Origin of the sequence: Marinobacter sp. MIT932201 (genome assembly GCF_047123295.1) — a bacterium.
In the GTDB taxonomy this organism is placed as follows: Bacteria; Pseudomonadota; Gammaproteobacteria; order Pseudomonadales; family Oleiphilaceae; genus Marinobacter; species Marinobacter salsuginis.
In genome coordinates, this window is the sequence record NZ_CP138917.1 from 1,904,510 (window position 1) to 1,925,623 (window position 21,114).

The window sequence follows — 21,114 nt, forward strand, 5'->3', positions numbered from 1 at the left end:
AGGATATAGTGTTCTGTGAATAAGAACGCAACTATTGATAGGCGATTCGGAGCAAAGAAAATCAATCGAAACCAGCTTGAATCCGGGAAATTTTTTCTAAAACAGCGGTTTGAGGCTAAAGGTTCAAAACCACTACATGTTGTGGTTTTGTGAGGATGTGGTGTCAATAGCGAATTGTGCGATTCCGGTCGTAAGTTGGTAAAAACAGGCGATCAGGGAAGGGAAACGGGGCCAGCTTGGCCCCATTTTTTCAGCCCAGCAGAAGGCTGTCGTCGTCCACTTCCAACCCACGCTGTTTCTCAAACAAGCCCAACAGATCCTTCACTTCCAGGCCTTCGCGGTCGTTGCCTTCGATATCAAACACCACCTGGCCCTGGTGCAGCATCACCGTGCGGCTGCCAACTTCCAGTGCCTGCTTCATGCTGTGGGTCACCATCAGCGCGGTGAGCTTCTGCTCCTCGATGATCTTGGTGGTGAGTTCCAGAACGAACGCAGCGGTTTTGGGGTCCAGCGCGGCCGTGTGCTCGTCGAGCAGCAGGATGCTTGAGGGCGTCAGGCTGGCCATCAACAGGCTTACAGCCTGACGCTGGCCGCCGGAAAGCAGGCCCATCTTGTCGCCAAGGCGTTTTTCCAGGCCCAGGTTCAGGGACGAAAGGCTGTCCTTGAACTTTTCCATGTACTGTCGTTTAACGGCGCTTGTGAGGCCCCGGCGCTGACCACGTTTGATGGCCAGGGCGAGGTTTTCCTCGATGGTAAGGCCTTCACAGGTGCCGGCCAGTGGGTCCTGGAATACCCGGGCAACCCGGCCGGCCCGTTTGTGGGTGGGCAGTTTGGTTACGTCCTGGTTGTCCACGATGATCTGGCCACTGTCTACCAGCACTTCGCCAGCCAGGGCGTTCAGGAAGGTGGATTTACCGGCGCCGTTACTGCCAATAACCGTAACAAACTCACCCTGGTTGACCGTCAGGCTCATGCCTCTGAGCGCGGGGTTTTCAAGGGGGGTTCCTTTGCCGAAGGTGAGTCGGAGGTCGGTTGCACTGATCATTTCGCCTCCTCAGGCCTTGCTTCGGGAAAGTTTGCCGGCAATGGATGAACGCACGCCGGGCAGAACGATGGCCAGTGTGACCAGAACCGCAGTTATCAGGTTCAGATCCTGCGCCTGAAGGCCAAGGAAATCGGCGTTCAGGGCAAAGGCGATGGCCAGCCGGTAGATGATGGCGCCTACCACGCAGGCGATCAGTGCGCGTAACACCGTAGAGGGCGTCACAACAGCTTCACCACCAATCAGGGAGGCAAGGCCAATCACAATAACGCCCACGCCCATGGTGACGTCTGCTGCGCCCTGGCTTTGGGCGAAAAGAGCGCCGGCAAGCCCAACCAGGCCATTGGAGACGGCAACACCAAGCACAATCATGGCGCCCGTGGCGATGCCCTGGGCCCGGGCCATTCTGGCGTTGGCGCCGGTGGCTCGCATGGCCAGGCCGGTTTCGGATTTCATGAAACGCCACAGCAGAATAAGCGCTACAAAGACCACAATAACGAACAGGAGCACCGGTACTTGATGGTAGGCCAGATCCAGGTCATACCAGGGCGTCAGCACCGTTTCTTCCGTTAGCAGTGCCACGTTGGGGCGGCCCATGATGCGCAGGTTTACCGAATACAGCGCAATCATGGTCAGGATCGAAGCCAGCAGGTTCAGAATGTTCAGTTTCACATTCAGCAGGGCCGTTACTGCGCCGGCGGCCATGCCGGCCATGACCGCGCAACCTGTCGCTAGCCACGGATTCCAGCCGTCAATAATAAGCACAGCGGCCACGGCAGCACCGAGCGGGAAGCTGCCATCTACGGTGAGGTCCGGGAAATCAAGCACCCGGAAAGAGAGGTAGATGCCAAAAGCGACGAGGCCATAAATCAGGCCAGTCTCGATGGCACCATAAAGCGCAATGTTACTCAGCATGGTCGGGTATCACCAATGATAAAACGGGCGGCCCCTTGTGAGGGCCGCCCGTGTTGTTCGGGGGATTACTTGGCGCTGTCGATAACCTGCTCGGCGTCACCGATCACGTCATCGGACAGGGTGATACCCATGCGCTCAGCGGCAGCCGGGTTCACGAAAAGGTCCAGCTTCTCCATTGTCTCGACACCCATGTCCCCGGGGTTTTCGCCATTCAATACCCGGGCAACCATCACGCCAGTCTGGCGGCCATGGTCGTAGTAGTCGAAGCCCAGCGCCGCAACAGCGCCGCGCTCAACCGTGGCGGTGTCAGCGGCGAATACCGGGATACCGGCGCGCTCACCCACGGAGATAACCGCTTCAGCAGCACTGATAACTGTGTTGTCAGTGGTCAGGTAGATGGCATCGGCTTTGCCAACCAGGGAGCGGGCGGCGCCCAGAACCTCGGAGGTTTTGGTAGCGGCACCTTTTACCAGTTCAAGGCCACGGGCGGCTAGGCGCTCTTCCAGCAGTTCCACCAGCGAGACGGCGTTGGCTTCGCCCGGGTTGTAGACGGTGCCAATGCGTTTGGCATCGGGCATTACGCGCTGGAGCATATCCAGGTGTTTGTCGATGGGCAGCATGTCGCTCACACCCGTGATGTTTGCTCCTGGTGCTTCGAGGCTACTCACCAGCTTGGCTCCGAGCGGGTCGGTCACGGCAGAGAAGATGACCGGCGTATTGCGGGCCGCAGCGGCAACGGTCTGGGCGGAGGGTGTGGCAATTGCCACAATCACGTCGGGGCTTGCGCCAACAAATTTGCGGGCAATCTGTGAAGCAATGGCGGAGTTGCCCTGGGCACTTTCGTGCATTACTTCCAGGTTGTCGCCCTCTTTGAATCCGCGCTCGGCAAGTTCGTCTTTAATGCCCTGGTAGACAGCGTCCAGTGCCGGGTGCTCCACAATCTGTGTGATGGCTACAACGCGGGGTTCCTGTGCCTGAACGAGTGTTGCCAGCGCCAGCAGTGTGGCACCGAACAGGGTACGCAGGGTTGTCTTGGCCATATGCCCATCTCCGGGTAGGTTAACTGGTATGTTGCAATTCTGAAGGGGCGCAAGTTTACCACAGGCAGAGGGTTTAAGGGGTAGGGGATGTTGCCGGAAGCAGGGCTATGATCCAGATAGGTGCAGTTGGAAATTATTTTGCTTGTGTCACGTTTTGACGGCTCATACTATGTTGAAATACCCTACGAAAGTCTAATAATAAGTCATCCATAATTCGAACAACGAACTGCAAGGAAGGTCCATGGACACAACAAACAAACTTCCCCTGGATATGGTTTATCACTGGGAGAAGGCCAAGGCGAATTCTGTCTATATGACACAGCCCATCGGGGGCGGTAAAACGGTAGATTACACCTGGGGCCGGGCGGTGGATGAGGCGAGACGCATGGCGTCTTACCTGAAGTCCCTGAACCTCCCCGAAAAAAGCCGCATCGGCCTGATCTCCAAAAACTGCGCCCACTGGATCATGACCGACTGGGCCATCTGGATGGCCGGCCACATTTCCGTTCCGTTGTATCCCACCCTTAACGCCGACACCGTCAATTACATTCTCAACCATGCCGAGTGTGAAGTGGTGTTTGTTGGCAAGCTGGACGACTGGGACATGATGAAACCGGGTGTGCCGGAATCAGTGCGTTGCATTTCCTTCCCGCTGAGCCCGCCCAATGATTTCGAAACCTGGGACGATATCGTCGCCAAGTATCCGCCCCTGGAAGAAAACGTTCAGCGTGATGCCAATGAACTGGCGACGATTGTTTACACCTCCGGCAGCACGGGCAAACCCAAAGGCGTCATGCTTAGCTTTTATAACATGGCCTATGCGGCAGAGGGTGGTATGGAAGTGCTTGGCGTGGGCTCCGAGGAGCGCATGCTCTCTTACCTGCCGCTGGCTCACGTATTCGAGCGTACCTTTGTTGAGTTGGCATCTTTGTATGCGGGTTTCCACCTTTATTTCGCGGAATCTCTGGATACCTTCGTTCAGGATCTGCAACGAGCCCAGCCAACCCTGTTCCTCTCGGTACCGCGCCTGTGGGTGAAGTTCCAGCACGGTGTGCTGCAGAAGTTGCCCAAGAAGAAGCTGGACCGGCTGATGAAAATTCCAGTGGTCAACAAATTGATCAAGAAGAAGATCCTCAAGGGCCTTGGCCTGGACAAGGTCAAGCTGGCAGGCAGTGGTTCGGCACCGCTGGCAAGCGACGTTCTGGACTGGTACCGCAACCTTGGCCTCGAGCTGCTGGAAGGCTATGGCATGTCTGAAAACTTTGCCTATTCCCATATGAGCAAGCCAGGTCGGTCAAGAACGGGTTACGTTGGTGAGTCTGCACCCGGGGTTGAAACCCGTATCAGCCCGGAGGGCGAGATCCAGATCAAGAGCCCGGCCACGATGATGGGTTATTACAAGGACGAGGAGAAAACCCGGGAAGCGTTCACTGAAGACGGCTTCCTGAAGACCGGCGACAAGGGTGAGATTGATGAGATGGGCCGGCTCAAGATCACCGGCCGAATCAAGGAAATCTTCAAGACCAGCAAGGGCAAGTATATTGCGCCTGCGCCCATCGAGAATCGCCTGATGTCCCACGATGCCATCGAAATGGTCTGCGTCTCTGGCGCCAACCAAACCCAGCCTCATGCCCTGGTCATGCTGGGCGAAGAGGCCCGGCCGAAAATGGCGGACGAAGCGTTTCGAAAAGAGATTGAAGAGAGCTTCAAGAAGCTGATTGCCGATGTGAACAAGACCGTGGATCCCCACGAGCAGTTAGCGTTCATCACGGTGGTGAGCGACGAATGGTCGATCGAGAACAGCTTCCTCACGCCCACGATGAAGCTCAAGCGCAATGTGGTTGAAGACGCCTACCAGGAGAAAGTCGACAAGTGGTATGCGCAGCGTCAGCCGGTTATCTGGCAGTAACGCTTTCGATTACAGGTGAAGATGTTCTGGCCCGGCTCTGCCGGGCTTTTTTTGGTGCGCCCGGCATGGGCGCACTCCTGGAGGTGCAAGTCCTCCCGTGAGCTGGCCACAGCGAACGAAGTGAAGCGCAACTGCGGAAGGGTGACCGACCGTGGGGAGGAAGCGTGGAGCGTAAACCGTGAGCCGATGAACAAGAATCGGATATGAGGCACTGCCAAGCAGGGCGAGCGGGCCAAAAGCCGCGAAGCTCTTGTGGCCAAGGCGAAGTGGTGTAAATCCGGCGGTTGTGCGGCGAAGGAGTGTGTTCTTACCCGGGGAGATCTCGCCTCATGCCTGAAAGGGCGACGTGGCAACACGGAGCGAGAAGTCAGCAGAGGCCATAGTAACCGCTAACACAGGGCGAAGGGCCGAACGAGAAGGAGCGTCAAACGCCTTGTCGATGAGCACTGTACGGCATCAGATGCCCGCGCCAGCGGGGCGGATCGCGCAACGGACAGGTGAAGCCTTGCCGAAGGCGATGAGCGATGAAGCAGGACTCCCGCGACAAGAACCGGAAGGCGCAGGGCGAAGCCTGCTTGAGCAGGCGTTCGCACGAGAGAATATGCAGCGGGCATGGAAGCGCGTGAAGGCCAACAAGGGAGCGGCAGGTGTGGACGGGTTGGACATTGCCCAAACCGCGGAACACCTGCGATGGGCGTGGCCTGAGCTTCGCCAGCACCTGCTGAGCGGCGCCTACCAACCACAGCCCGTCCGTCGGGTAGGCATCCCGAAGCCGGACGGCAGTGAGCGGGAACTGGGCATCCCCACCGTCACTGATCGTCTGATTCAACAGGCACTGTTGCAAGTGCTGCAACCTCTGATTGATCCCACCTTCAGCGAGCACAGCTACGGCTTCCGCCCGGGCCGTCGGGCCCACGACGCCGTGTTGGCTGCGCAGCGTTACGCCCAACAGGGCCGCCATATCGTGGTGGACGTCGACCTGTCGAAGTTCTTCGACCGGGTCAACCACGACATCCTGATCGACCGCCTGAAGAAACGCATAAACGACCCCGGCGTTATCCGGCTGGTTCGTGCGTACCTGAACGCGGGCATCATGGACGGTGGTGTGGTCATGGATCGGCACGAGGGCACGCCGCAAGGCGGGCCATTGTCGCCGTTGTTGGCCAACGTTCTGCTGGACGAGGTGGATAAAGTGCTGGAACGCCGGGGGCACTGCTTCGCCCGTTACGCCGATGACTGCAACGTCTACGTTCGCAGCCACAAGGCGGGAGAACGGGTCATGCAGTTACTCCGCCGCTGTTATGGAAAGTTGCGTCTGGTGATTAACGAAGCCAAGAGCGCGGTGACCAGCGTGTTCGGGCGCAAGTTCCTCGGCTATGCCCTGTGGCAAGGGAGGAACGCTGAGGTTCGACGCGCGGTATCCACCAGGGCGTTACAGGCGTTCAAGCTCCGGATCCGGCAACTGACCCGGGGATCAGGGGGTCGCAGTATTGAACAGGTGGTAGAGCAACTCCGCCGATACCTGCTCGGCTGGAAAGGGTACTTCAGGCTGGCGCAAACGCCACGCATCTGGCGATCACTGGATGAGTGGATACGTCGTCGTCTGAGAATGCTCCACCTCCGGCAGTGGCGGCGGGGTAAGACGATCTACCGGGAGCTGGTCCGGTTGGGTGCCAGTTCCTGGGTGGCTGAATCTGTGGCGGCTCTGAGTCGCCGCTGGTGGCACAACAGTCGCTCTGCCATCCACAATGTCCTGACGATTGCCTACTTCGACCGGTTGGGAGTGCCGAGACTCTCGTGAACCCTCAACGTCTCGAACCGCCCGGTGCGGACCCGCATGCCGGGTGGTGTGGGAGGGGTGGAGCCTCATGGCTCCCCCCTATCCCGATTAGCGGAAAAAACCGACGTAAGTCGCATAGGGAAAAGGAGGATGCGGGCCTAAACTGAAGGGATATCAGGAGGATGTTATGAGCCAGTTGTCCCTTTTCCAGAAACGTATCCATGACGAGATTCCTCTTTCTCGCGCCCTGGGGATTCAATTGCATTCCTGGGATGGCCATTCGTTGTTACTCAGTGCACCTCTTGAACCTAACAGCAATCATCAGGGTACCGGTTTCGGGGGCAGTGTATACTCGGCGGCGGTAACGGCGGCCTGGGGACTCACGGAACTGGCGCTCTGGGACCTCGGTCTTCGGGGAAACGTGGTGGTGCAAAGCGGGAACATTGACTATCTGGAGCCCGTGACATCCGATTTTTACGTGATCTGCCGCCTGCCCGGTGAGGAGATACCGGAGCGTTTTCGCAAGAGCCTTGCCCGGCACGGCAAAGGACGGCTGGATCTGACGGCAGAAGTCTTCTGCGGAGAGCCAGCCACAATGCCGGAAGGCGACCCTGTCGCCGTGTTCCAGGGGCGATTCGTGGTTCAGGATGTGAAGTCCCGGATCACATTCTGATCCGGGTCCGATCAGGCGATAGAGCGACTGTTGGAGATCGAGCGGCTCATCAGAATGATCGGAATGATGCCGGCCAGAACGATAATCAGGGCGGGCAGGGCGCTGTGGTAAAGCCGCTCGTCAGAGGCAAACTGGTAGACGTAGGTGGCCAGGGTCTCGAAGTTGAACGGTCTGAGAATCAGTGTGGCCGGCAATTCCTTCATGCAATCCACGAACACCACCAGGGCTGCCGTAACCAACGTGCCTCTTAGCATTGGCAGGTGAACACGTACCAGGGTGTTGCCCGGGCTGTGCCCAAGAGACCGTGATGCCATGTCCATGCTGGGCGTAATTTTCTGCAACGCACTCTCCACGCTACCGGCAGAAACCGCCAGGAACCTCACGGTATAGGCGAACACCAGGGCGAAGGCCGTGCCGCTGAGCAACAGGCCGGTGCTGATTCCGAAAACATCCCGCATCAGGCTGTCCAGCCAGTTGTCAAAGCCCGCCAGTGGCACAATCACGCCCACAGCCAGCACTGCCCCCGGCATGGCATAACCAAGGCTGGATAGCCGCATCAGTACCTGCATTTTGCGAGTGTTGTGCAGGCGGCGGCTATAGGCAAGCGTCACGCCAATCAGCAGCGTGGTGAGAGCGGCGGTGCTGGAGAGGAAGAGGCTATTGAAGGTGTTGCGGACAAAATCCGGATTCCAGCTTTCACCGAAATATTCCCAGGCGTATAGCCCGAGAGTGGCGCCGGGAATCACAAAACCGAACAGTACTGGGAGTGCGCACACGGCCAGGCAAATCATCTGGCGCGGGAACGACATGGTGAAGCGCTGGATCGGATCCCGGTTATCCCGGGCTGCGAACTGTTGCTGACGTCTTCGCGAGTAGCGCTCGAGCGTCACCAGGATGACCACGAAGATCAGCATGGTGGTGGCTATCTGCGCCGCGCCGCCAAGGTTGCCCAGGTTCAACCAGGTATCAAACAGGCCGGCGGTGAGCGTCTGAACGGCGAAAAAGTCCACGGTGCCGAAGTCGTTCAGGGTTTCCATCAGCACCAGCGAGAGACCTACGGCCACTGCAGGGCGGGCTATTGGCAGAACCACCCTGAAGAACGTGCTCAGCGCCGAGTGGCCGAGACTGCGGCTAACGGCGAACAGAGACGGGGACTGCTCCAGAAAGGCGGCCCGGGCAAGCAGGTAAACGTATGGATACAAAACCAGCCCGATCATCAGGGTGGCGCCCTCAAGGCTTCGGATTTCCGGGAACCAGTAGTCGGCGGCACTGGTCCAGCCGAACAGGTCGCGTAGTGTGCCCTGAACCGGCCCTGCGTAGTCCAGAAGGCTGGTGTACACATAGGCAATAACGTACGCCGGCACAGCGAAAGGCAGCAGCATGGCCCATTCAAAGAATTTGCGGCCGGGAAACTCGCACATGGTGACCGCCCAGGCCGAGGCCAGGCCAATTACGAGAGTCAGGGCGCCCACGCCGATCATCAGCTTGAGTGTCGTCGTCAGATAACGGGGAAGCGTGGTCTCGATCAGGTGTGGCCAGATATTCTCTTCGGGAAAAAACGCCAGGAAAATTACGGAAAGAACCGGAAGGGCGACAATGGCAGTGGTCAGCAATGCGCTGATCATCCATTTCGGCGAGCTGCGCTTTGCCAACAAGGGCTGGGATAGCCCGGCATCAACGCTGGTAGCGGCCTCGCTCATAATGTTCCTGTATCTGGGTGTGGTCTGTCCGTTTGAAGGCTGCAGATTGTAGTCACCTGGCCTGATGCCTGCAATTGCTGCCTTCACACTGGCGATGGGTAGTGGTATGCCGAACCGCGGGTGAGGGTGGCAAATCACCCTCACCACACACGATTACTCGCCGTCGTAGTCGACCCGGTCAACCAGCTTGACTGCGGCATTGCGGTTGTTGGCGATTTCCTGCAGAGACAGGTTGTCCGGGTTGATTTCACCCCACTCGGCAACCAGTCCGGAAGGCTGTACTTCCGGGTTGGCCGGGTATTCGGTGTTCGCTTCGGCATAGATGCGCTGGGCTTCCGGCGAGGACAGGAATTCCATCAGTTTGATGGCGCTCTCGCGGTTCGGCGCGCTCTTGGTCAGTGAGATGCCACTGATGTTCACGTGGGTTCCCCGGCCTTCGGCGTTCGGGAACACGAGGCGAACCTGCTCGGCAATCGGGCGCTGGTTCTCATCCTGCAGCATGTTGCCGTAGTAGTAGCTGTTGCCGATGGAGATGTCACAGACGCCTTCGGCGATGGCCTTGATCTGGTCGCGGTCGCCACCCTGGGGCTTGCGGGCCAGGTTGTCTTTCAGGCCTTTCAGCCACTTCTCGGTTTCGGCTTCACCATGGTGGGCGATCATGGAGGAGAACAGGGCAATGTTGTAGGGGTGCTTGCCGCTGCGGGTGCAGATTCGGTTGTCCCACTTGTCGTCTGCCAGTTGCTCGTAAGTGGTAATCTCGCCTTCCTCCACACGCTCCCTGGAAACGAAGATCAGGCGACCTCGGGTGGTCAGGGCAAACCATTTACCGTCCGGGTGGCGAAGATTCTCGGGAATATTCTCTTCCAGGGTGTCATTGTCCACACCCTGAACCAGATCGCGCTCAACCAGCTCGTTCAGGCGGGAAATATCAACGGTCATCACCACATCGGCCGGGCTGTTGCGGCCCTCACGCTCCAGGCGTTCTGCAAGGCCCTGTTTGGCAAATACAACGTTGCTCTTGATGCCGGTTTCCTGCTCAAAAGCATTCAGCAGTGGCTCAAGCAGGTACGCCTGGCGGTAGGAGTAAATGTTGACCTCTCCGTCTGCGGAGGCTGCCATGGGCATGGCAGTCAGGGCGATTGCTGCGGTTGCAGCCAGTTTCATTCGCATAGTCCCATCCTTCTTTCGGGTAGTCCCGGTATTGGTATGCCTGCAGTAGGGTTTACAAGCGTTTAAAAACGACAACTACTCTCATTTCTATTACCTGTATAGTCAATATCTCCGTTGGCATATTTTTCTGAAAATGGTGTTATGCTTCGGAAGACTATAAAAACTATGCAAAAAGTTGTGGAATCCTCAGATGGTTGGGAACGATCGAAGAGAGCACATACGCACCGCCATGAGTGCGAAGGTAAAGGTGGTGCATGCGGAGCAGGGAGAATTCATATTCTCGACCCGCGATATTTCCGATGGCGGCGTCTTTATCGTCGTTGACACTGAGCCTTTCACGCCATCCCTTGGCGACAAGGTCACCGTACAGGTACAGGGCTTGCCCGTTCCGGCGCCGGTGCTTGAGATGGTGGTCGTGCGTAAAACCAATGACGGTTATGGCCTTCAGTTTGATCAAAATGGTGACTGATAGGCGGATTCAGGGCGTCTGCCATGGATAATGGCAGGGCCAATTCAATCGCCGTCAGGGATGTGTCAGTCAGATGATCTTTTCAGCCTTTTCCAGAGCTTACAAGCCAGTTATTGCAAGCCTGATGCTGTTGTTCACGTCGGGCTGTGCCAGCTACTACTCCCATTTCGCGATGTTTCCGGCGGAGAATTCGTCAGGGGAGCCCAGGCATGTGCGGCTGTCCTGGCAGAGCGCTGAATATCCTGGTTGGTGGATTGCGGGCGACAAAGCAACGTCTGTAAAAGTCGAAACACAGTGCAGCGACCGTGTCTGGCGCCTCCGCGATGGCGCTGATGCCGGTGATTGTGGCACGGGCATTCGCGCTTGCGGCGAACCGGGCAAGGACCGTCTTGCTGGCACGGGCCAGCCGGCAACCGGCTCGAACCGGTGCATGTCTATCAATCCGGCGGATCAGGATGCTCGCGTCGCCAGCTTGGGCGGGCAACTTGAGTTGCTCGTTTCCTGTACTCCGGCGGTTGTCACAGAGGGGCAGGGCGACGATACCCGGAATCTGGATTACTTGCGGGCGTCTTCTGTCCCCTACACCGTCTATGTTCGCAAGGCTCCGCGGGGTTCAATGCGAGCGCGGCTGCCCGAATTCGACGAATCCGTATGTGACGCAGAGTGACACTTTTTGACGTTGTTATGTGACTCTCATCACGTTGCTACATTTTGTTTCCTGTTGAAGATTAGCGTTACGCTTTGTCGCGTTTGGGTTACCTGACGATACGATATTGTAATTGTGTCTTCAGGTGGATCGGTCAGAATGGTAGCCATCGAAAAGTTTGTTTTGTGAGGTGGCCCGTGGGTGTCCAACAGAAAAAAGTCGCAGTACATGATCTGGAAGTGGGCATGTTCGTGTCTGATCTGGACAGGCCATGGCATCAGACTCCATTCCCGATTCAGGGTTTCCACATTCGCTCCCAGGATGACATTCGCGCTCTGGTTTCCCACTGCAAGTGGGTGATGGTCGATGTGGCAGAAGCGCGGGAAGCAAAAGAGGTGAAAGGCGGCAGCAAGCCGGTTTTCGGTAAGGCTGTTAACAAGCGTGGTGGCGGGCGAGAGCAGCTTCAGTTGCCGCCGCTGAGTATTCGTGAGCCGGTAACCTACGAAACAGTTACCAGTCTCAAAAAGGAAATGAAAACATCCAAGCGCCTGCTGGATGACGTGGAAGTGGCGCTGGATCAGCTTTTCGAGACACTTCGTGCCGATGGCGTGCCGGACCTGAGGCCGGTCGCCGCGATCACCAGCAAAATGGTGAGCAGCGTTGTTCGCCAGCCTGATGCCTTATTGTGGCTCAGTCGCACACGTGCCCATGACAGTTACCTCTACCGGCATGCCCTGAACACTTCCGTCTGGGCCCTGGTATGTGGTCGGCACCTGGGGTTGAACGAGGGGCTTCTTAATCACCTTGGCCTTGGATGCCTGTTGTCACAGGTTGGTAAAACCACGCTGCCACCGGAGTTGCTCGCCCGGGAAGGCCAACTGAGCGCCGAGGAGTATCTTTCCTACCGTGGCTACGTCAATCGCGGTGTTGCCATGCTGGAGAACAGCGGGCTCTCGCGGGCAGTGCTCAGTGTGGTTCAGGGGCATCGCGAGCGCCATAACGGCTCTGGTTTCCCGGAAGGTGTCCGCGGGGATCGCATTCCACTGTTGGCCAAAGTGGCCGGCATCGCGGAGTTTTTCGAATCGTTGATTGCGCCCCGCGCTCACACCGAGCCGATGACGCCAGCCAAAGCGGTCACGCTGCTCTATGAGATGCGCAATATCGAATTCCAGGAAGACCTGGTGGAGAATTTCATCCAGGCAATCGGTATCTATCCCACCGGTAGCCTCGTGGAACTCAGCGATGGCCAGCGGGGCATCGTGGTTTCACACTCGCCGGAACGCCGGCTCTGGCCCCGTGTCATGGTTATGACCGATGCGGCTGCAAGGCCGCTGAAAACTGCAAAGATCATCGATCTGGCCCGTTACAACGAAGGTAAGGAAGCAGCAGAAACGGTGCGAATTCGTGATTGCCTGCCTCATGGCACGGAAGGCCTCGATCCGTCCTATTTCGATGTAACCGGCGCAGAGTCACGCTGGAGTCTGTCGCGCCTGATCAGCGGATAATGACTCGCAACTGTTTGCGAACCCACCGATAGGTATCCTCCGGGCGGAAGCTGAGCAGAAGCTCTGATTCCCCGCCGGAGGAGCCGGCAACAAAATACTCCACTACTCCGCTTTGCCAGTCGGCCGAATTGATCTGGACATCCTGGGGACGAGTGCTGATTGCTTCGAGCTCTGCCAGGGCGAGTCCGCCCCCGATCTTTCGAACTGCAACCTGCTTCAGGACTGTATCAGTGGCCGGATGACTGGCAACGTCTTCATCCAGGAAATAACGGTTCGCGACGGTTGTGCTGATCGCCTTGAGTTCGCGGGTGAGATAGGTCTGGGCGTCTTCCGTGTCGATGTCTTCCATGGTGCGCACGGCATTTTCGATCCGGTCCTTCTTGGCCTGCAGGTCTTCACTGTATTCAATGTCCGGATCGCGATCTTCGTCATTCTCCGGCCGCGGAGGGGCGTTGTCGATTTCCTCCTGGGTTGGCGGCTCTTCGCAGAGTTCATCGTCTTCCGGGTAGAAACAGATGGCGGCGAGCAGCTGGTTCGCTGGTGACAGGGGATCGGTGGCGGTGAATTCGGATTCGCTGACACTGAAGTCGATAGGTGCGGTCAACTCCGGAAGCGCAGCATTCAGCTGCGTAATAACCCGGTCGCGGATATCGATGCCATCCCCTTCCGCGACATTCTGGCTCCAGTTCAGGAGCATCAGAAAGCGGGAGAGGTTCATAAGCGTCGTGTTTTCCAGAACCTGTTGTTCGGTCAGTGTGTGGGTGCTCAGACCCTCATCATCCACCATTGGTGTTTGCAGCTCTGTGCGGGTGGTTTCAAAGAACTCGAGCAGCGTTACGTATTGCCGGGCCGGCACATCACTGACTAACGGCAGGTCGCCAACGCGGAAGGTGAGCGTTTCGCCGGGGTAGTAACGGAACTCACCTGCTGCGTTCGTGGTGCCCGATTGACTTGCCGTCTGGTAGGAAAGGCCATTGAAGCCGTTGAAGTTGAGCTGGCCTTTGCTGGTGTCGTCGCCAGAACCGCCGTCATCATCGAGGCAGCCAGAGAGGGCGAGGGCGCCCAGCAGGGTAAACGTTAGTCGGATGCGGTGAACGGATCTCATGGTTGGTCGTACATTCCCTTCGAGTCAGCGCGCCCGCACTCAGGGTGCGGCAGCCCCTTTTGTAAGTTGTTGTAACCGCATTATAGGGGCGGGGTTTGCCTCATATCGGGATTCCTGTCGCAGTTTCCGTTATTGGCCTGGAGACACCTGCTGGCCGATAAGGGCCTTGAAATCAGCAGCTTTGTCACAATAAATAGCATTCTAAATTCTGGCTGGCGGCCTGGGTCGCCCATTGCCGTTTTTCACCGAATCGGGATGATTTATGACCAATGCACTGGAAATCGAGAGCCTCACCAAGACCTACGGTGACGGGTTTCAGGCGCTCAAGGGGATTGATCTGCATGTCGCTGAGGGTGATTTCTTTGCTTTGCTGGGCCCCAACGGGGCTGGCAAATCCACTACCCTTGGCATTGTTTGCTCCCTGGTGAACAAGACAGCCGGCAAAGTGCGGGTGTTCGGATATGACACGGATACCCACCTCTCTGACGCCAAGCTGAACCTCGGCGTGGTACCCCAGGAGTTCAACTTCAACCAGTTCGAGAAAGTCTTCGATATCGTAACTACTCAGGCAGGCTATTATGGGATTCCGTTCAAGCAGGCCTCTGCGTCCGCCGAGAAGTACCTGAAAAAGCTCGGTCTCTGGGACAAGCGGAATACCCCGGCCCGGATGCTGTCCGGCGGCATGAAGCGCCGCCTGATGATTGCCCGGGCCCTCGTCCACGAGCCAAAGCTGCTGATTCTGGACGAGCCGACCGCCGGTGTGGATATTGAACTCCGCCGTTCCATGTGGACCTTTCTGGAAGAGATTAACCGCCAGGGCACGACGATCATCCTGACAACCCATTACCTGGAGGAAGCGGAAGCCCTTTGCCGCAACATCGCCATTATTGACCATGGCAAGATCCTCAAACACACGAGCAAGAAAGCCTTGCTTCAGCAGTTGAGCGTCGAGACTTTCGTGCTGGACACAGAAAAGTCCCTGGATTCCGCGCCAGAGCTGAACGGTATTCCGACACGCCTCGACGCCGAGGGCGCACTGGAGGTGGAAGTGGAAAAAGGTCAGGGGCTTAACCAGGTATTTGTGGAGCTTGAGCGGCTGGGCATCAAGGTTGTCAGCATGAGAACCAAAGCCAACCGGCTGGAGGAGCTGTTCATTCGCATGGTTGAGGAGAACGCCGCCGAATCCGCCAGGGCGGTGGAGGGTGCAGCATGACCCCGCATGCGATATTCACAGCCTTCAGCACCATTGTTGTCCGGGAGGTGCGCCGGTTTACCCGTATCTGGGCGCAGACCCTGTTGCCGCCTGCGGTCACCATGACCCTGTATTTCATTATCTTCGGTAACCTCATTGGCTCCAGGATCGGCGAAATGGGCGGTTTCGATTATATGTCGTTTATCGTGCCCGGGCTGATCATGATGGCAGTCATCACAAGCTCCTATGCCAACGTGGTGTCGTCGTTTTTCTCCATGAAGTTCCAGCGCAGCATTGAGGAGCTTCTGGTGTCTCCGGTTCCCAACTGGGTTATCCTTGCCGGGTATGTGACCGGAGGCATGGCGCGGGGGCTTGGTATCGGCCTGATTGTCACGTTGCTGTCACTGGTGTTCACCCGCTTGTCGATCCACAACCTGCCCATGATGGTTATTACGGTGTTCCTGACGTCCGCACTGTTCGCACTGGGCGGTTTCATCAATGCCATGCTGGCAACCAAGTTTGATGACATCTCCATCGTGCCCACATTCGTTCTCACGCCCCTGACTTATCTGGGCGGCGTGTTCTACAGTATCGATCTGCTTCCGGGGTTCTGGCATGGCGTATCCATGGCCAATCCCATCCTGTACATGGTGAACGGCTTCCGGTACGGAATTCTCGGCGTGTCAGACGTTAATCCGTTCGTTTCTCTTGGTATGATTCTGGTTTTCATCTCCGTGTTGGCATTCATCGCCCTCAGAATGCTCGAGCGTGGTAAAGGCATTCGCCACTGATTTCAGGAACCCCTATGGCACTCAATGATGCGCCGCTTGGCAAGACAAGCGATTACCCGGACAGCTACGATCCGGGCCTTTTGTTTCCCGTCGCGAGGGAGGAAAATCGCCGCCGTCTTGGGCTGGAAGACGGCCGCTGGCCATGGTTCGGCGAGGACCTGTGGCAGGCCTGGGAAATCTCCTGGCTGCGGCCAAATGGTGTGCCGGAAGTCGCCTGGGCAGAGATAGTCTTCCCAGCGGCTTCGCCTTCAATCATCGAATCCAAATCGCTGAAGCTGTACCTCAATTCGCTGAATCAGGTGGTGTACTCCTCCCGAGAGCAGGTGGCAGAGGTGATCACCCAGGATCTGTCCAGCGCTTGCGGCGGTGCGGTACAGGTTAATCTGTTGAGTGTGGACGAATCCGGAGAAGCGATTGGCCGCGCTGAAGGGTTCGAGTTGATTGATGACGAACCGGTCAGCGACGTGGTTTATGAGTATTCACCCGATTCTCTCAATGCCGGCAATGAGGTGGTGACCGAGCAGCTGTGTTCCCATCTGCTCAAGAGCAACTGCCCGGTGACGGGGCAGCCGGACTGGGCCACCCTGCTGGTAAGCTACACTGGCCCGAGAATCGACCGGGCTGGCTTGCTGCGATACGTCGTGAGCTTCCGGCAGAAACAGGATTTCCACGAGCATTGTGTGGAAACGGTGTTTACCGATCTGATGAGCCGATGCAACCCGGAGTCGTTGACTGTCGTTGCCCGATATACGCGGCGGGGCGGGTTGGATATCAACCCGTGGCGGAGCACAGAAACCGGCAAGGGTGCCGGGCCTCGGCTGATACGTCAGTAATAAGAATTGAATTGAGCGCAGGGACGCGTCTCAGGAAACATCCTCTTCCCGTCGCAGACGATCGGCGGCATCTTCAAGGGCAGTCAGGATGGCCTGGCGTTCCTTCTCGGTGATCTTGTCTGAATCCAGATACATGGCGAAGCCACTGTGCTCGTGCTCGAGGAAGCTGCGGTTTGGGCCCATATCGCGTCGGAAATCCACCACCTCATAAATTGGCACCGGCTTGCCGAACCCTTTCACCGTTATCTCGCCCTTGTCCCGGCACATGATCTTGTCCTTGATCAGCGAGAAGGTCTCGTAGGAAACCAGTATTTCACCCGGTTCTGCCAGCGATTCAAGCCGGCTGGCAAGATTCACCTCCTTGCCGATGATGGTGTAGTCCATCCGGTTTTCTGCACCGAAGTTACCTACGGTTGTGTAGCCGGTGCTGATCCCCATTCTAATTTCCAGCGGGGTCTTGATGCCCTGGCTGCGCCACTTCTGACGCATGATTTTCATGTGCTTGCGCATCTCGATGGCCATGGAGACGCAGGCAAAAGCGTCCTCCCGCTGACCCCGACTGGTTGGGTCGCCAAAGAACACCATGATGGAGTCGCCAACGAACTTGTCGATGGTGCCGCCGTACTTCAGGGCCACTTCCGACATTTCGTTAAAGTAGTGATTCAGTAGCTCGGTCAGGGCTTCAGGCTCCATTTCCTCGGACAGCTCGGTGAAGCCCTTGATATCAGAGAAGAACACCGCCAGCTTTTTCCGCTGGGTTTCCAGCCGCACATCCCGCTCGCCCGTGAAGATGGACTGCCAAACCTGAGGCGAGAGGTATTTGGAGAGCTTGTGGGAGAGTGCGATGGACTGCTCACGCTGATTCTGGATCTGGGTCTTTGCCAGCATGAGTGCGCGTGCCTGCTGGTGCGAGTAGTAGGCTGTGACACAGATATAAAGCCCGGTTGAGAGAATCGACACAATGCTGGTGAGCAGAGGCGAGTGCGGACCGTCCGCCGGCCCAAGGATAGCGACAGAACCAGCAATGGCTGCGGCCATGAAGACGGTGCCCATAAGCCACTGGCGGATGCCGCCGACAATCAGGCAACTGAACATCAACATCAGCGCGACCGCCAGGGAGGGAATGACGATCAGCCCGATGCAGCCGATAAACGCGCCACCAACAACACAATCGAAAATCAGCATCTTCTGTCGAATGCGTGGGGAATTCCTGAGGAACGTCCGACGGGTCAGGGCGTGGGCTATGTGGGGCCAGGTGAGCGCGCCGGCCACCAGCCAAAGCAGCCAATGGGCAAAGACACCTTGCAGAACACCGGTTACGATAATGGCGGCGGTTGAGGTATAGGCCAGGATCCGGCCGTTGTAATCGGGCATCGGCGGAATGGCAATGGGGTTGCCCGATGCCTCAGACGCCAGGGATCTGCCTGCTGAGCTGCTGGCATTTCGCAAGTCTGCCGGAGCGCTCATCATTTCAGAAACGGATCCTGCCAATTAGCATGTCACGGAACATGACCCAGTCGCCCATCAGGCTGTACAGTGGGTACTTGAAAGTAGCGGGGCGGTTTTTCTCAAACTTGAAATGGCCTACCCAGGCAAAGCCATAGCCAATAACCGGCAGAGCCAGAAGCCACAAGAGCTTGCCTGACGTCAGGGCCCACAGGGCCACGATAAGAACCAGCAGGCTGCCGACAAAGTGCAGACGGCGACAGGTCACGTCGCTGTGCTCTTCAAGGTAGTAAGGATAGAATTCGGAAAAGCTGTTGAAGGTTTGCTGGTTGCTCATTGTGTTGCCACTCATCGTTGTACGACCGCGTCATTTATAATTGTTGGCAGACCCGACTACGACCAAAGGTTAACAGCATTACGTACAAGCCACAATTCACAGCCGGGAATTATGGTTATACCGAATTTTTGACATCCATCAGAACAACGATCAGACAGCGAGCAGATATGACAGCAGTTACCGATTTCCTTCTCAACCGTTCGTCAGAGCCCAGGCTGGAGTCGCCTGCACCGGACCCGGCAACCCTTGACCGGGCGTTTGCCTGCGCCGCTCGCGCTCCTGACCACGCGCTGCTGAGACCCTGGCGTTACCTGGTTATAGAGGGCGAAGGTCTTGAGGCGCTGGGCGAGCTGTTTGCCTCCACCTGCGCCAACAACAGCGACGAGAAAGAGATCGAGAAGCTCAGGCGTGCACCTCTCAGGGCGCCAATGGTGATCGTGGGTATCGCATCGCCGAGAACGCATCCCAAAGTACCTGAAGTCGAGCAGTTGATGTCCGCCGCAGCCGGCATGAGTTTTATTGAGCTTGCCTTGCAGGATGCCGGTTACGGAGTGATGTGGAGAACGGGCGGCGTTGCCTACCATTCCTCGGTTCACGCCGGGCTGGGGCTGGAAGAGCATGAGCAGATCGTCGGCTTTCTCTACACCGGAACAGTCTCCGCCTCCAAGCCGGCGGTTCCCAGGCCGGCGATTGATGAATTTGTGCGTCACTGGCCCTGATTACCCTGCCTGAAGTCCCCCGGACCTCGCCGGGGGAAGCAGCTTGCCGCTTTTTCCTGTCCGCTCCTTGTGCACTTTTCCCTGACAATCGATTTGCCACTGGCCAGGGCCCGCCAATACTGACTTTCCTGACAAATTTACGCCTCATCTCAATTCTGGCATCCAGCTTGCTTTAGTCCCGTCAAAGAGCACAGCCGGCAAAAAAAGCTCGGCATACCAGTGCAGTTTTCGGGAGGCAACATGGCAATTACGTTTGATTCGGCTCTGGGCATTCATCAACACGCGGTTGAAGCGCGTGTTAAACGCGCCGAAGTCCTGGCAAACAACCTGGCAAACGCCGACACCCCGGGTTTCAAGGCGCGCGATCTGGATTTCCAGGCAATGATGCAAAAGGCCCAGGAGCAGGTCAGCGGATTCCAGATGGCCAAAACCCATGGCGCGCACATGGATACCTCGCCATCGGCCTCGGAAAGCGATTTGATGTATCGGGTTCCCCATCAGCCGTCGGTTGACGGCAATACGGTAGATGCCCAGCAGGAGCAGACCCGGTTCATGCGCAACGCCATGGATTTCCAGGCCAGTTTCCAGTTTTTGAACAGCAAGTTCAGCGGTTTGACCAAAGCCCTTAAAGGCGAATAAGCCGCAGTCACAGGATTAGCGAAGGAGAATTTTCATGTCACTGGGCAGCATTTTTGATATCGCCGGTTCCGGCATGACCGCGCAATCACTGCGGCTGAATACAACCGCGTCGAACATTGCCAATGCCGAGACCGCAAGTTCCAGCACGGGCGAAACCTATCGGGCCCGAAAGCCGGTTTTCTCGGCCATTCAGCAGTCCATGATGAACCCGGGGCAGGGCGGTTTTCCGATGGCGGCCGATGAGGGGCCGGGCGCGGGCGTAAGAGTTGAGGGTATTGTTGAGAGTGATGCAGAGTTGCAGATGCGTTACGAGCCCCATCATCCGGCGGCCAATGAAGACGGATATGTCTTCTACCCCAATGTGAATGTGGTCGAAGAGATGGCGGACATGATGTCGTCGTCCAGAAGTTTCCAGATGAATGTGGATGTCATGAACACTGCCAAGTCCATGATGCAGCGCATTCTGACTCTTGGTCAGCAGTAACAGGGTGAGGAGCACAACATGACTGCAGTTAATGCAACAGACGCGTCGGATGTTCTGAGCCAGTACCAGCTGAAACAGCAGAATGGCGGCCAGGGCACCAGCGAGCTGGGCCGGAATGAGTTTATGGAACTGATGCTGGCGCAGTTGAAAAACCAGAACCCGTTGGAGCCCCAGGACAACGGAGAGTTCATCTCCCAGCTGGCGCAATTCAGTTCGCTGGAGGAGATGCAGAATCTCTCCGGTACGGTTGAGGACGTGGTTGGGCAGTTCCGATCCACCCAGGCGCTCCAGGCGTCGGCCATGGTGGGCAAAACCGTGCTGGCACCCTCCCAGATCGGGATCTTGGGTGCGGAAGGTGAGATTACCGGAACCATTGAAGTGCCTGCTTCCACGGGCGGCCTGCGCCTGTCCATCGAAGGACAGAACGGTGAGCGGGTACGGCAGATTGATATGGGTAGCAGTCAGGCAGGTGTTGTGTCCTTCCGCTGGGATGGTCAGGACGGCAACGGCAATCCATTGCCGCCGGGCCCCTACCGGATTGTGGCAGAAGCTTCCTATCCTGATGGGCCGCAGCAGCTGGGCACCATGGTGAGTGCCAATGTGGATAGCGTGTCCCTGGGCCAGGGCGGCTCGATAACACTGAATCTTGCGGGCATGGGCTCTATTGCCCTGTCTGACGTGAAACAAATTAACTGAGACCGGTGAGACACCAAGGGGTG

The 21,114-nt window shown here is 57.3% G+C and carries 21 protein-coding genes; 13 read left to right on the forward strand and 8 right to left on the reverse strand.

Going from position 1 to position 21,114, the window contains the following annotated elements; all coding sequences use genetic code 11:
* Nucleotides 1–250 precede the first annotated feature (250 nt).
* From SIC15_RS08590 to SIC15_RS08600, 3 genes are all read right to left on the reverse strand, one after another.
* Nucleotides 251–1,045: an ABC transporter ATP-binding protein gene (locus SIC15_RS08590; RefSeq protein WP_305966164.1), complete on the reverse strand. Its 795-nt coding sequence runs from the start codon at nucleotides 1,043–1,045 to the stop codon at nucleotides 251–253.
* A 9-nt stretch (nucleotides 1,046–1,054) separates the two neighbouring features.
* Nucleotides 1,055–1,957, reverse strand: coding sequence for an ABC transporter permease (locus SIC15_RS08595; RefSeq protein WP_069184952.1), 903 nt, complete (start codon nucleotides 1,955–1,957; stop codon nucleotides 1,055–1,057).
* Between the two features lie 65 nt (nucleotides 1,958–2,022).
* Nucleotides 2,023–2,997 carry an ABC transporter substrate-binding protein gene (locus tag SIC15_RS08600; protein ID WP_412537464.1) on the reverse strand — a complete coding sequence of 325 codons (975 nt, stop codon included), beginning with the start codon at nucleotides 2,995–2,997 and terminating at the stop codon, nucleotides 2,023–2,025.
* 241 nt (nucleotides 2,998–3,238) lie between these two features.
* Here SIC15_RS08600 and SIC15_RS08605 point away from each other — a divergent pair, with 241 nt between their 5' ends.
* The 3 genes from SIC15_RS08605 (at nucleotide 3,239) to SIC15_RS08615 (ending at nucleotide 7,359) form a co-directional block, all read left to right on the forward strand.
* Nucleotides 3,239–4,906, forward strand: coding sequence for an AMP-binding protein (locus SIC15_RS08605; RefSeq protein ID WP_412537465.1), 1,668 nt, complete (start codon nucleotides 3,239–3,241; stop codon nucleotides 4,904–4,906).
* Nucleotides 4,907–5,339: 433 nt separating this feature from the next.
* Entirely contained in the window at nucleotides 5,340–6,707 is a 1,368-nt protein-coding gene (ltrA, locus tag SIC15_RS08610; RefSeq protein WP_053115127.1) for a group II intron reverse transcriptase/maturase, read from the forward strand.
* Nucleotides 6,708–6,873: 166 nt separating this feature from the next.
* Nucleotides 6,874–7,359 (forward strand): thioesterase domain-containing protein, encoded by a 486-nt coding sequence (locus SIC15_RS08615; RefSeq protein WP_412537466.1) that lies wholly within the window; start codon nucleotides 6,874–6,876, stop codon nucleotides 7,357–7,359.
* An 11-nt stretch (nucleotides 7,360–7,370) separates the two neighbouring features.
* Here SIC15_RS08615 and SIC15_RS08620 read toward each other — a convergent pair whose 3' ends face one another.
* Nucleotides 7,371–9,059, reverse strand: a complete 1,689-nt coding sequence (locus tag SIC15_RS08620; RefSeq protein WP_291907570.1) for an ABC transporter permease — start codon at nucleotides 9,057–9,059, stop codon at nucleotides 7,371–7,373.
* 153 nt (nucleotides 9,060–9,212) lie between these two features.
* Nucleotides 9,213–10,229, reverse strand: coding sequence for a Fe(3+) ABC transporter substrate-binding protein (locus SIC15_RS08625; protein WP_349343310.1), 1,017 nt, complete (start codon nucleotides 10,227–10,229; stop codon nucleotides 9,213–9,215).
* 190 nt (nucleotides 10,230–10,419) lie between these two features.
* Here SIC15_RS08625 and SIC15_RS08630 point away from each other — a divergent pair, with 190 nt between their 5' ends.
* From SIC15_RS08630 to SIC15_RS08640, 3 genes are all read left to right on the forward strand, one after another.
* Nucleotides 10,420–10,698 (forward strand): PilZ domain-containing protein, encoded by a 279-nt coding sequence (locus SIC15_RS08630; RefSeq protein ID WP_069184958.1) that lies wholly within the window; start codon nucleotides 10,420–10,422, stop codon nucleotides 10,696–10,698.
* 73 nt (nucleotides 10,699–10,771) lie between these two features.
* Entirely contained in the window at nucleotides 10,772–11,365 is a 594-nt protein-coding gene (locus tag SIC15_RS08635; protein WP_222464341.1) for a hypothetical protein, read from the forward strand.
* Nucleotides 11,366–11,541: 176 nt separating this feature from the next.
* Nucleotides 11,542–12,849: an HD-GYP domain-containing protein gene (locus tag SIC15_RS08640; protein ID WP_412537467.1), complete on the forward strand. Its 1,308-nt coding sequence runs from the start codon at nucleotides 11,542–11,544 to the stop codon at nucleotides 12,847–12,849.
* On the opposite strand, the gene SIC15_RS08645 is transcribed toward SIC15_RS08640, so the two are convergent.
* Entirely contained in the window at nucleotides 12,839–13,954 is a 1,116-nt protein-coding gene (locus SIC15_RS08645; RefSeq protein ID WP_412537468.1) for an organic solvent ABC transporter permease, read from the reverse strand. The two genes, SIC15_RS08640 and SIC15_RS08645, sit on opposite strands and share 11 nt — an antisense overlap.
* A gap of 262 nt (nucleotides 13,955–14,216) precedes the next feature.
* Between SIC15_RS08645 and SIC15_RS08650 the strand changes: the two genes are divergently transcribed.
* From SIC15_RS08650 to queF, 3 genes are read left to right on the forward strand one after another with little or no spacing between them, the layout of a single operon-like run.
* On the forward strand, nucleotides 14,217–15,167 hold the full coding sequence (locus SIC15_RS08650) for an ABC transporter ATP-binding protein (RefSeq protein WP_412537469.1): 951 nt from the start codon (nucleotides 14,217–14,219) through the stop codon (nucleotides 15,165–15,167).
* Nucleotides 15,164–15,937: an ABC transporter permease gene (locus tag SIC15_RS08655; protein ID WP_412537470.1), complete on the forward strand. Its 774-nt coding sequence runs from the start codon at nucleotides 15,164–15,166 to the stop codon at nucleotides 15,935–15,937. Before SIC15_RS08650 ends, SIC15_RS08655 begins: the two co-directional genes overlap by 4 nt.
* Nucleotides 15,938–15,951: 14 nt before the next feature.
* A complete protein-coding gene (gene queF, locus SIC15_RS08660; RefSeq protein WP_412537471.1) occupies nucleotides 15,952–16,770 on the forward strand; it encodes an NADPH-dependent 7-cyano-7-deazaguanine reductase QueF in 819 nt (272 codons plus the stop codon).
* A gap of 30 nt (nucleotides 16,771–16,800) precedes the next feature.
* Here queF and SIC15_RS08665 read toward each other — a convergent pair whose 3' ends face one another.
* Nucleotides 16,801–18,144: an adenylate/guanylate cyclase domain-containing protein gene (locus SIC15_RS08665; RefSeq protein WP_412537600.1), complete on the reverse strand. Its 1,344-nt coding sequence runs from the start codon at nucleotides 18,142–18,144 to the stop codon at nucleotides 16,801–16,803.
* A gap of 97 nt (nucleotides 18,145–18,241) precedes the next feature.
* A complete protein-coding gene (locus SIC15_RS08670) occupies nucleotides 18,242–18,553 on the reverse strand; it encodes an Mpo1-like protein (RefSeq protein WP_153634647.1) in 312 nt (103 codons plus the stop codon).
* A gap of 167 nt (nucleotides 18,554–18,720) precedes the next feature.
* Here SIC15_RS08670 and SIC15_RS08675 point away from each other — a divergent pair, with 167 nt between their 5' ends.
* From SIC15_RS08675 to SIC15_RS08690, 4 genes are all read left to right on the forward strand, one after another.
* On the forward strand, nucleotides 18,721–19,272 hold the full coding sequence (locus tag SIC15_RS08675) for a nitroreductase family protein (RefSeq protein ID WP_412537472.1): 552 nt from the start codon (nucleotides 18,721–18,723) through the stop codon (nucleotides 19,270–19,272).
* A gap of 240 nt (nucleotides 19,273–19,512) precedes the next feature.
* Entirely contained in the window at nucleotides 19,513–19,911 is a 399-nt protein-coding gene (gene flgB / locus SIC15_RS08680) for a flagellar basal body rod protein FlgB (protein ID WP_412537473.1), read from the forward strand.
* A gap of 34 nt (nucleotides 19,912–19,945) precedes the next feature.
* Nucleotides 19,946–20,395, forward strand: a complete 450-nt coding sequence (gene flgC, locus SIC15_RS08685) for a flagellar basal body rod protein FlgC (protein ID WP_412537474.1) — start codon at nucleotides 19,946–19,948, stop codon at nucleotides 20,393–20,395.
* 18 nt (nucleotides 20,396–20,413) lie between these two features.
* Complete coding sequence (locus SIC15_RS08690; RefSeq protein WP_064226898.1) at nucleotides 20,414–21,091, forward strand: flagellar hook assembly protein FlgD; 678 nt, start codon at nucleotides 20,414–20,416, stop codon at nucleotides 21,089–21,091.
* The last annotated feature ends 23 nt before the right edge of the window (nucleotides 21,092–21,114 follow it).

Coding starts and splice junctions, on each gene's coding strand:
- queF (WP_412537471.1), top strand. CDS start 15,952: ATGGCACTCAATGATGCGCCGCTTGGCAAGACAAGCGATTACCCGGAC.
- SIC15_RS08600 (WP_412537464.1), bottom strand. CDS start 2,997: ATGGCCAAGACAACCCTGCGTACCCTGTTCGGTGCCACACTGCTGGCG.
- SIC15_RS08620 (WP_291907570.1), bottom strand. CDS start 9,059: ATGAGCGAGGCCGCTACCAGCGTTGATGCCGGGCTATCCCAGCCCTTG.
- SIC15_RS08670 (WP_153634647.1), bottom strand. CDS start 18,553: ATGAGCAACCAGCAAACCTTCAACAGCTTTTCCGAATTCTATCCTTAC.
- SIC15_RS08615 (WP_412537466.1), top strand. CDS start 6,874: ATGAGCCAGTTGTCCCTTTTCCAGAAACGTATCCATGACGAGATTCCT.
- SIC15_RS08590 (WP_305966164.1), bottom strand. CDS start 1,045: ATGATCAGTGCAACCGACCTCCGACTCACCTTCGGCAAAGGAACCCCC.
- flgC (WP_412537474.1), top strand. CDS start 19,946: ATGTCACTGGGCAGCATTTTTGATATCGCCGGTTCCGGCATGACCGCG.
- SIC15_RS08665 (WP_412537600.1), bottom strand. CDS start 18,144: ATGCCCGATTACAACGGCCGGATCCTGGCCTATACCTCAACCGCCGCC.
- SIC15_RS08605 (WP_412537465.1), top strand. CDS start 3,239: ATGGACACAACAAACAAACTTCCCCTGGATATGGTTTATCACTGGGAG.
- flgB (WP_412537473.1), top strand. CDS start 19,513: ATGGCAATTACGTTTGATTCGGCTCTGGGCATTCATCAACACGCGGTT.
- SIC15_RS08650 (WP_412537469.1), top strand. CDS start 14,217: ATGACCAATGCACTGGAAATCGAGAGCCTCACCAAGACCTACGGTGAC.
- SIC15_RS08655 (WP_412537470.1), top strand. CDS start 15,164: ATGACCCCGCATGCGATATTCACAGCCTTCAGCACCATTGTTGTCCGG.
- SIC15_RS08630 (WP_069184958.1), top strand. CDS start 10,420: ATGGTTGGGAACGATCGAAGAGAGCACATACGCACCGCCATGAGTGCG.
- SIC15_RS08675 (WP_412537472.1), top strand. CDS start 18,721: ATGACAGCAGTTACCGATTTCCTTCTCAACCGTTCGTCAGAGCCCAGG.
- SIC15_RS08690 (WP_064226898.1), top strand. CDS start 20,414: ATGACTGCAGTTAATGCAACAGACGCGTCGGATGTTCTGAGCCAGTAC.
- SIC15_RS08645 (WP_412537468.1), bottom strand. CDS start 13,954: ATGAGATCCGTTCACCGCATCCGACTAACGTTTACCCTGCTGGGCGCC.
- SIC15_RS08625 (WP_349343310.1), bottom strand. CDS start 10,229: ATGCGAATGAAACTGGCTGCAACCGCAGCAATCGCCCTGACTGCCATG.
- SIC15_RS08635 (WP_222464341.1), top strand. CDS start 10,772: ATGATCTTTTCAGCCTTTTCCAGAGCTTACAAGCCAGTTATTGCAAGC.
- SIC15_RS08595 (WP_069184952.1), bottom strand. CDS start 1,957: ATGCTGAGTAACATTGCGCTTTATGGTGCCATCGAGACTGGCCTGATT.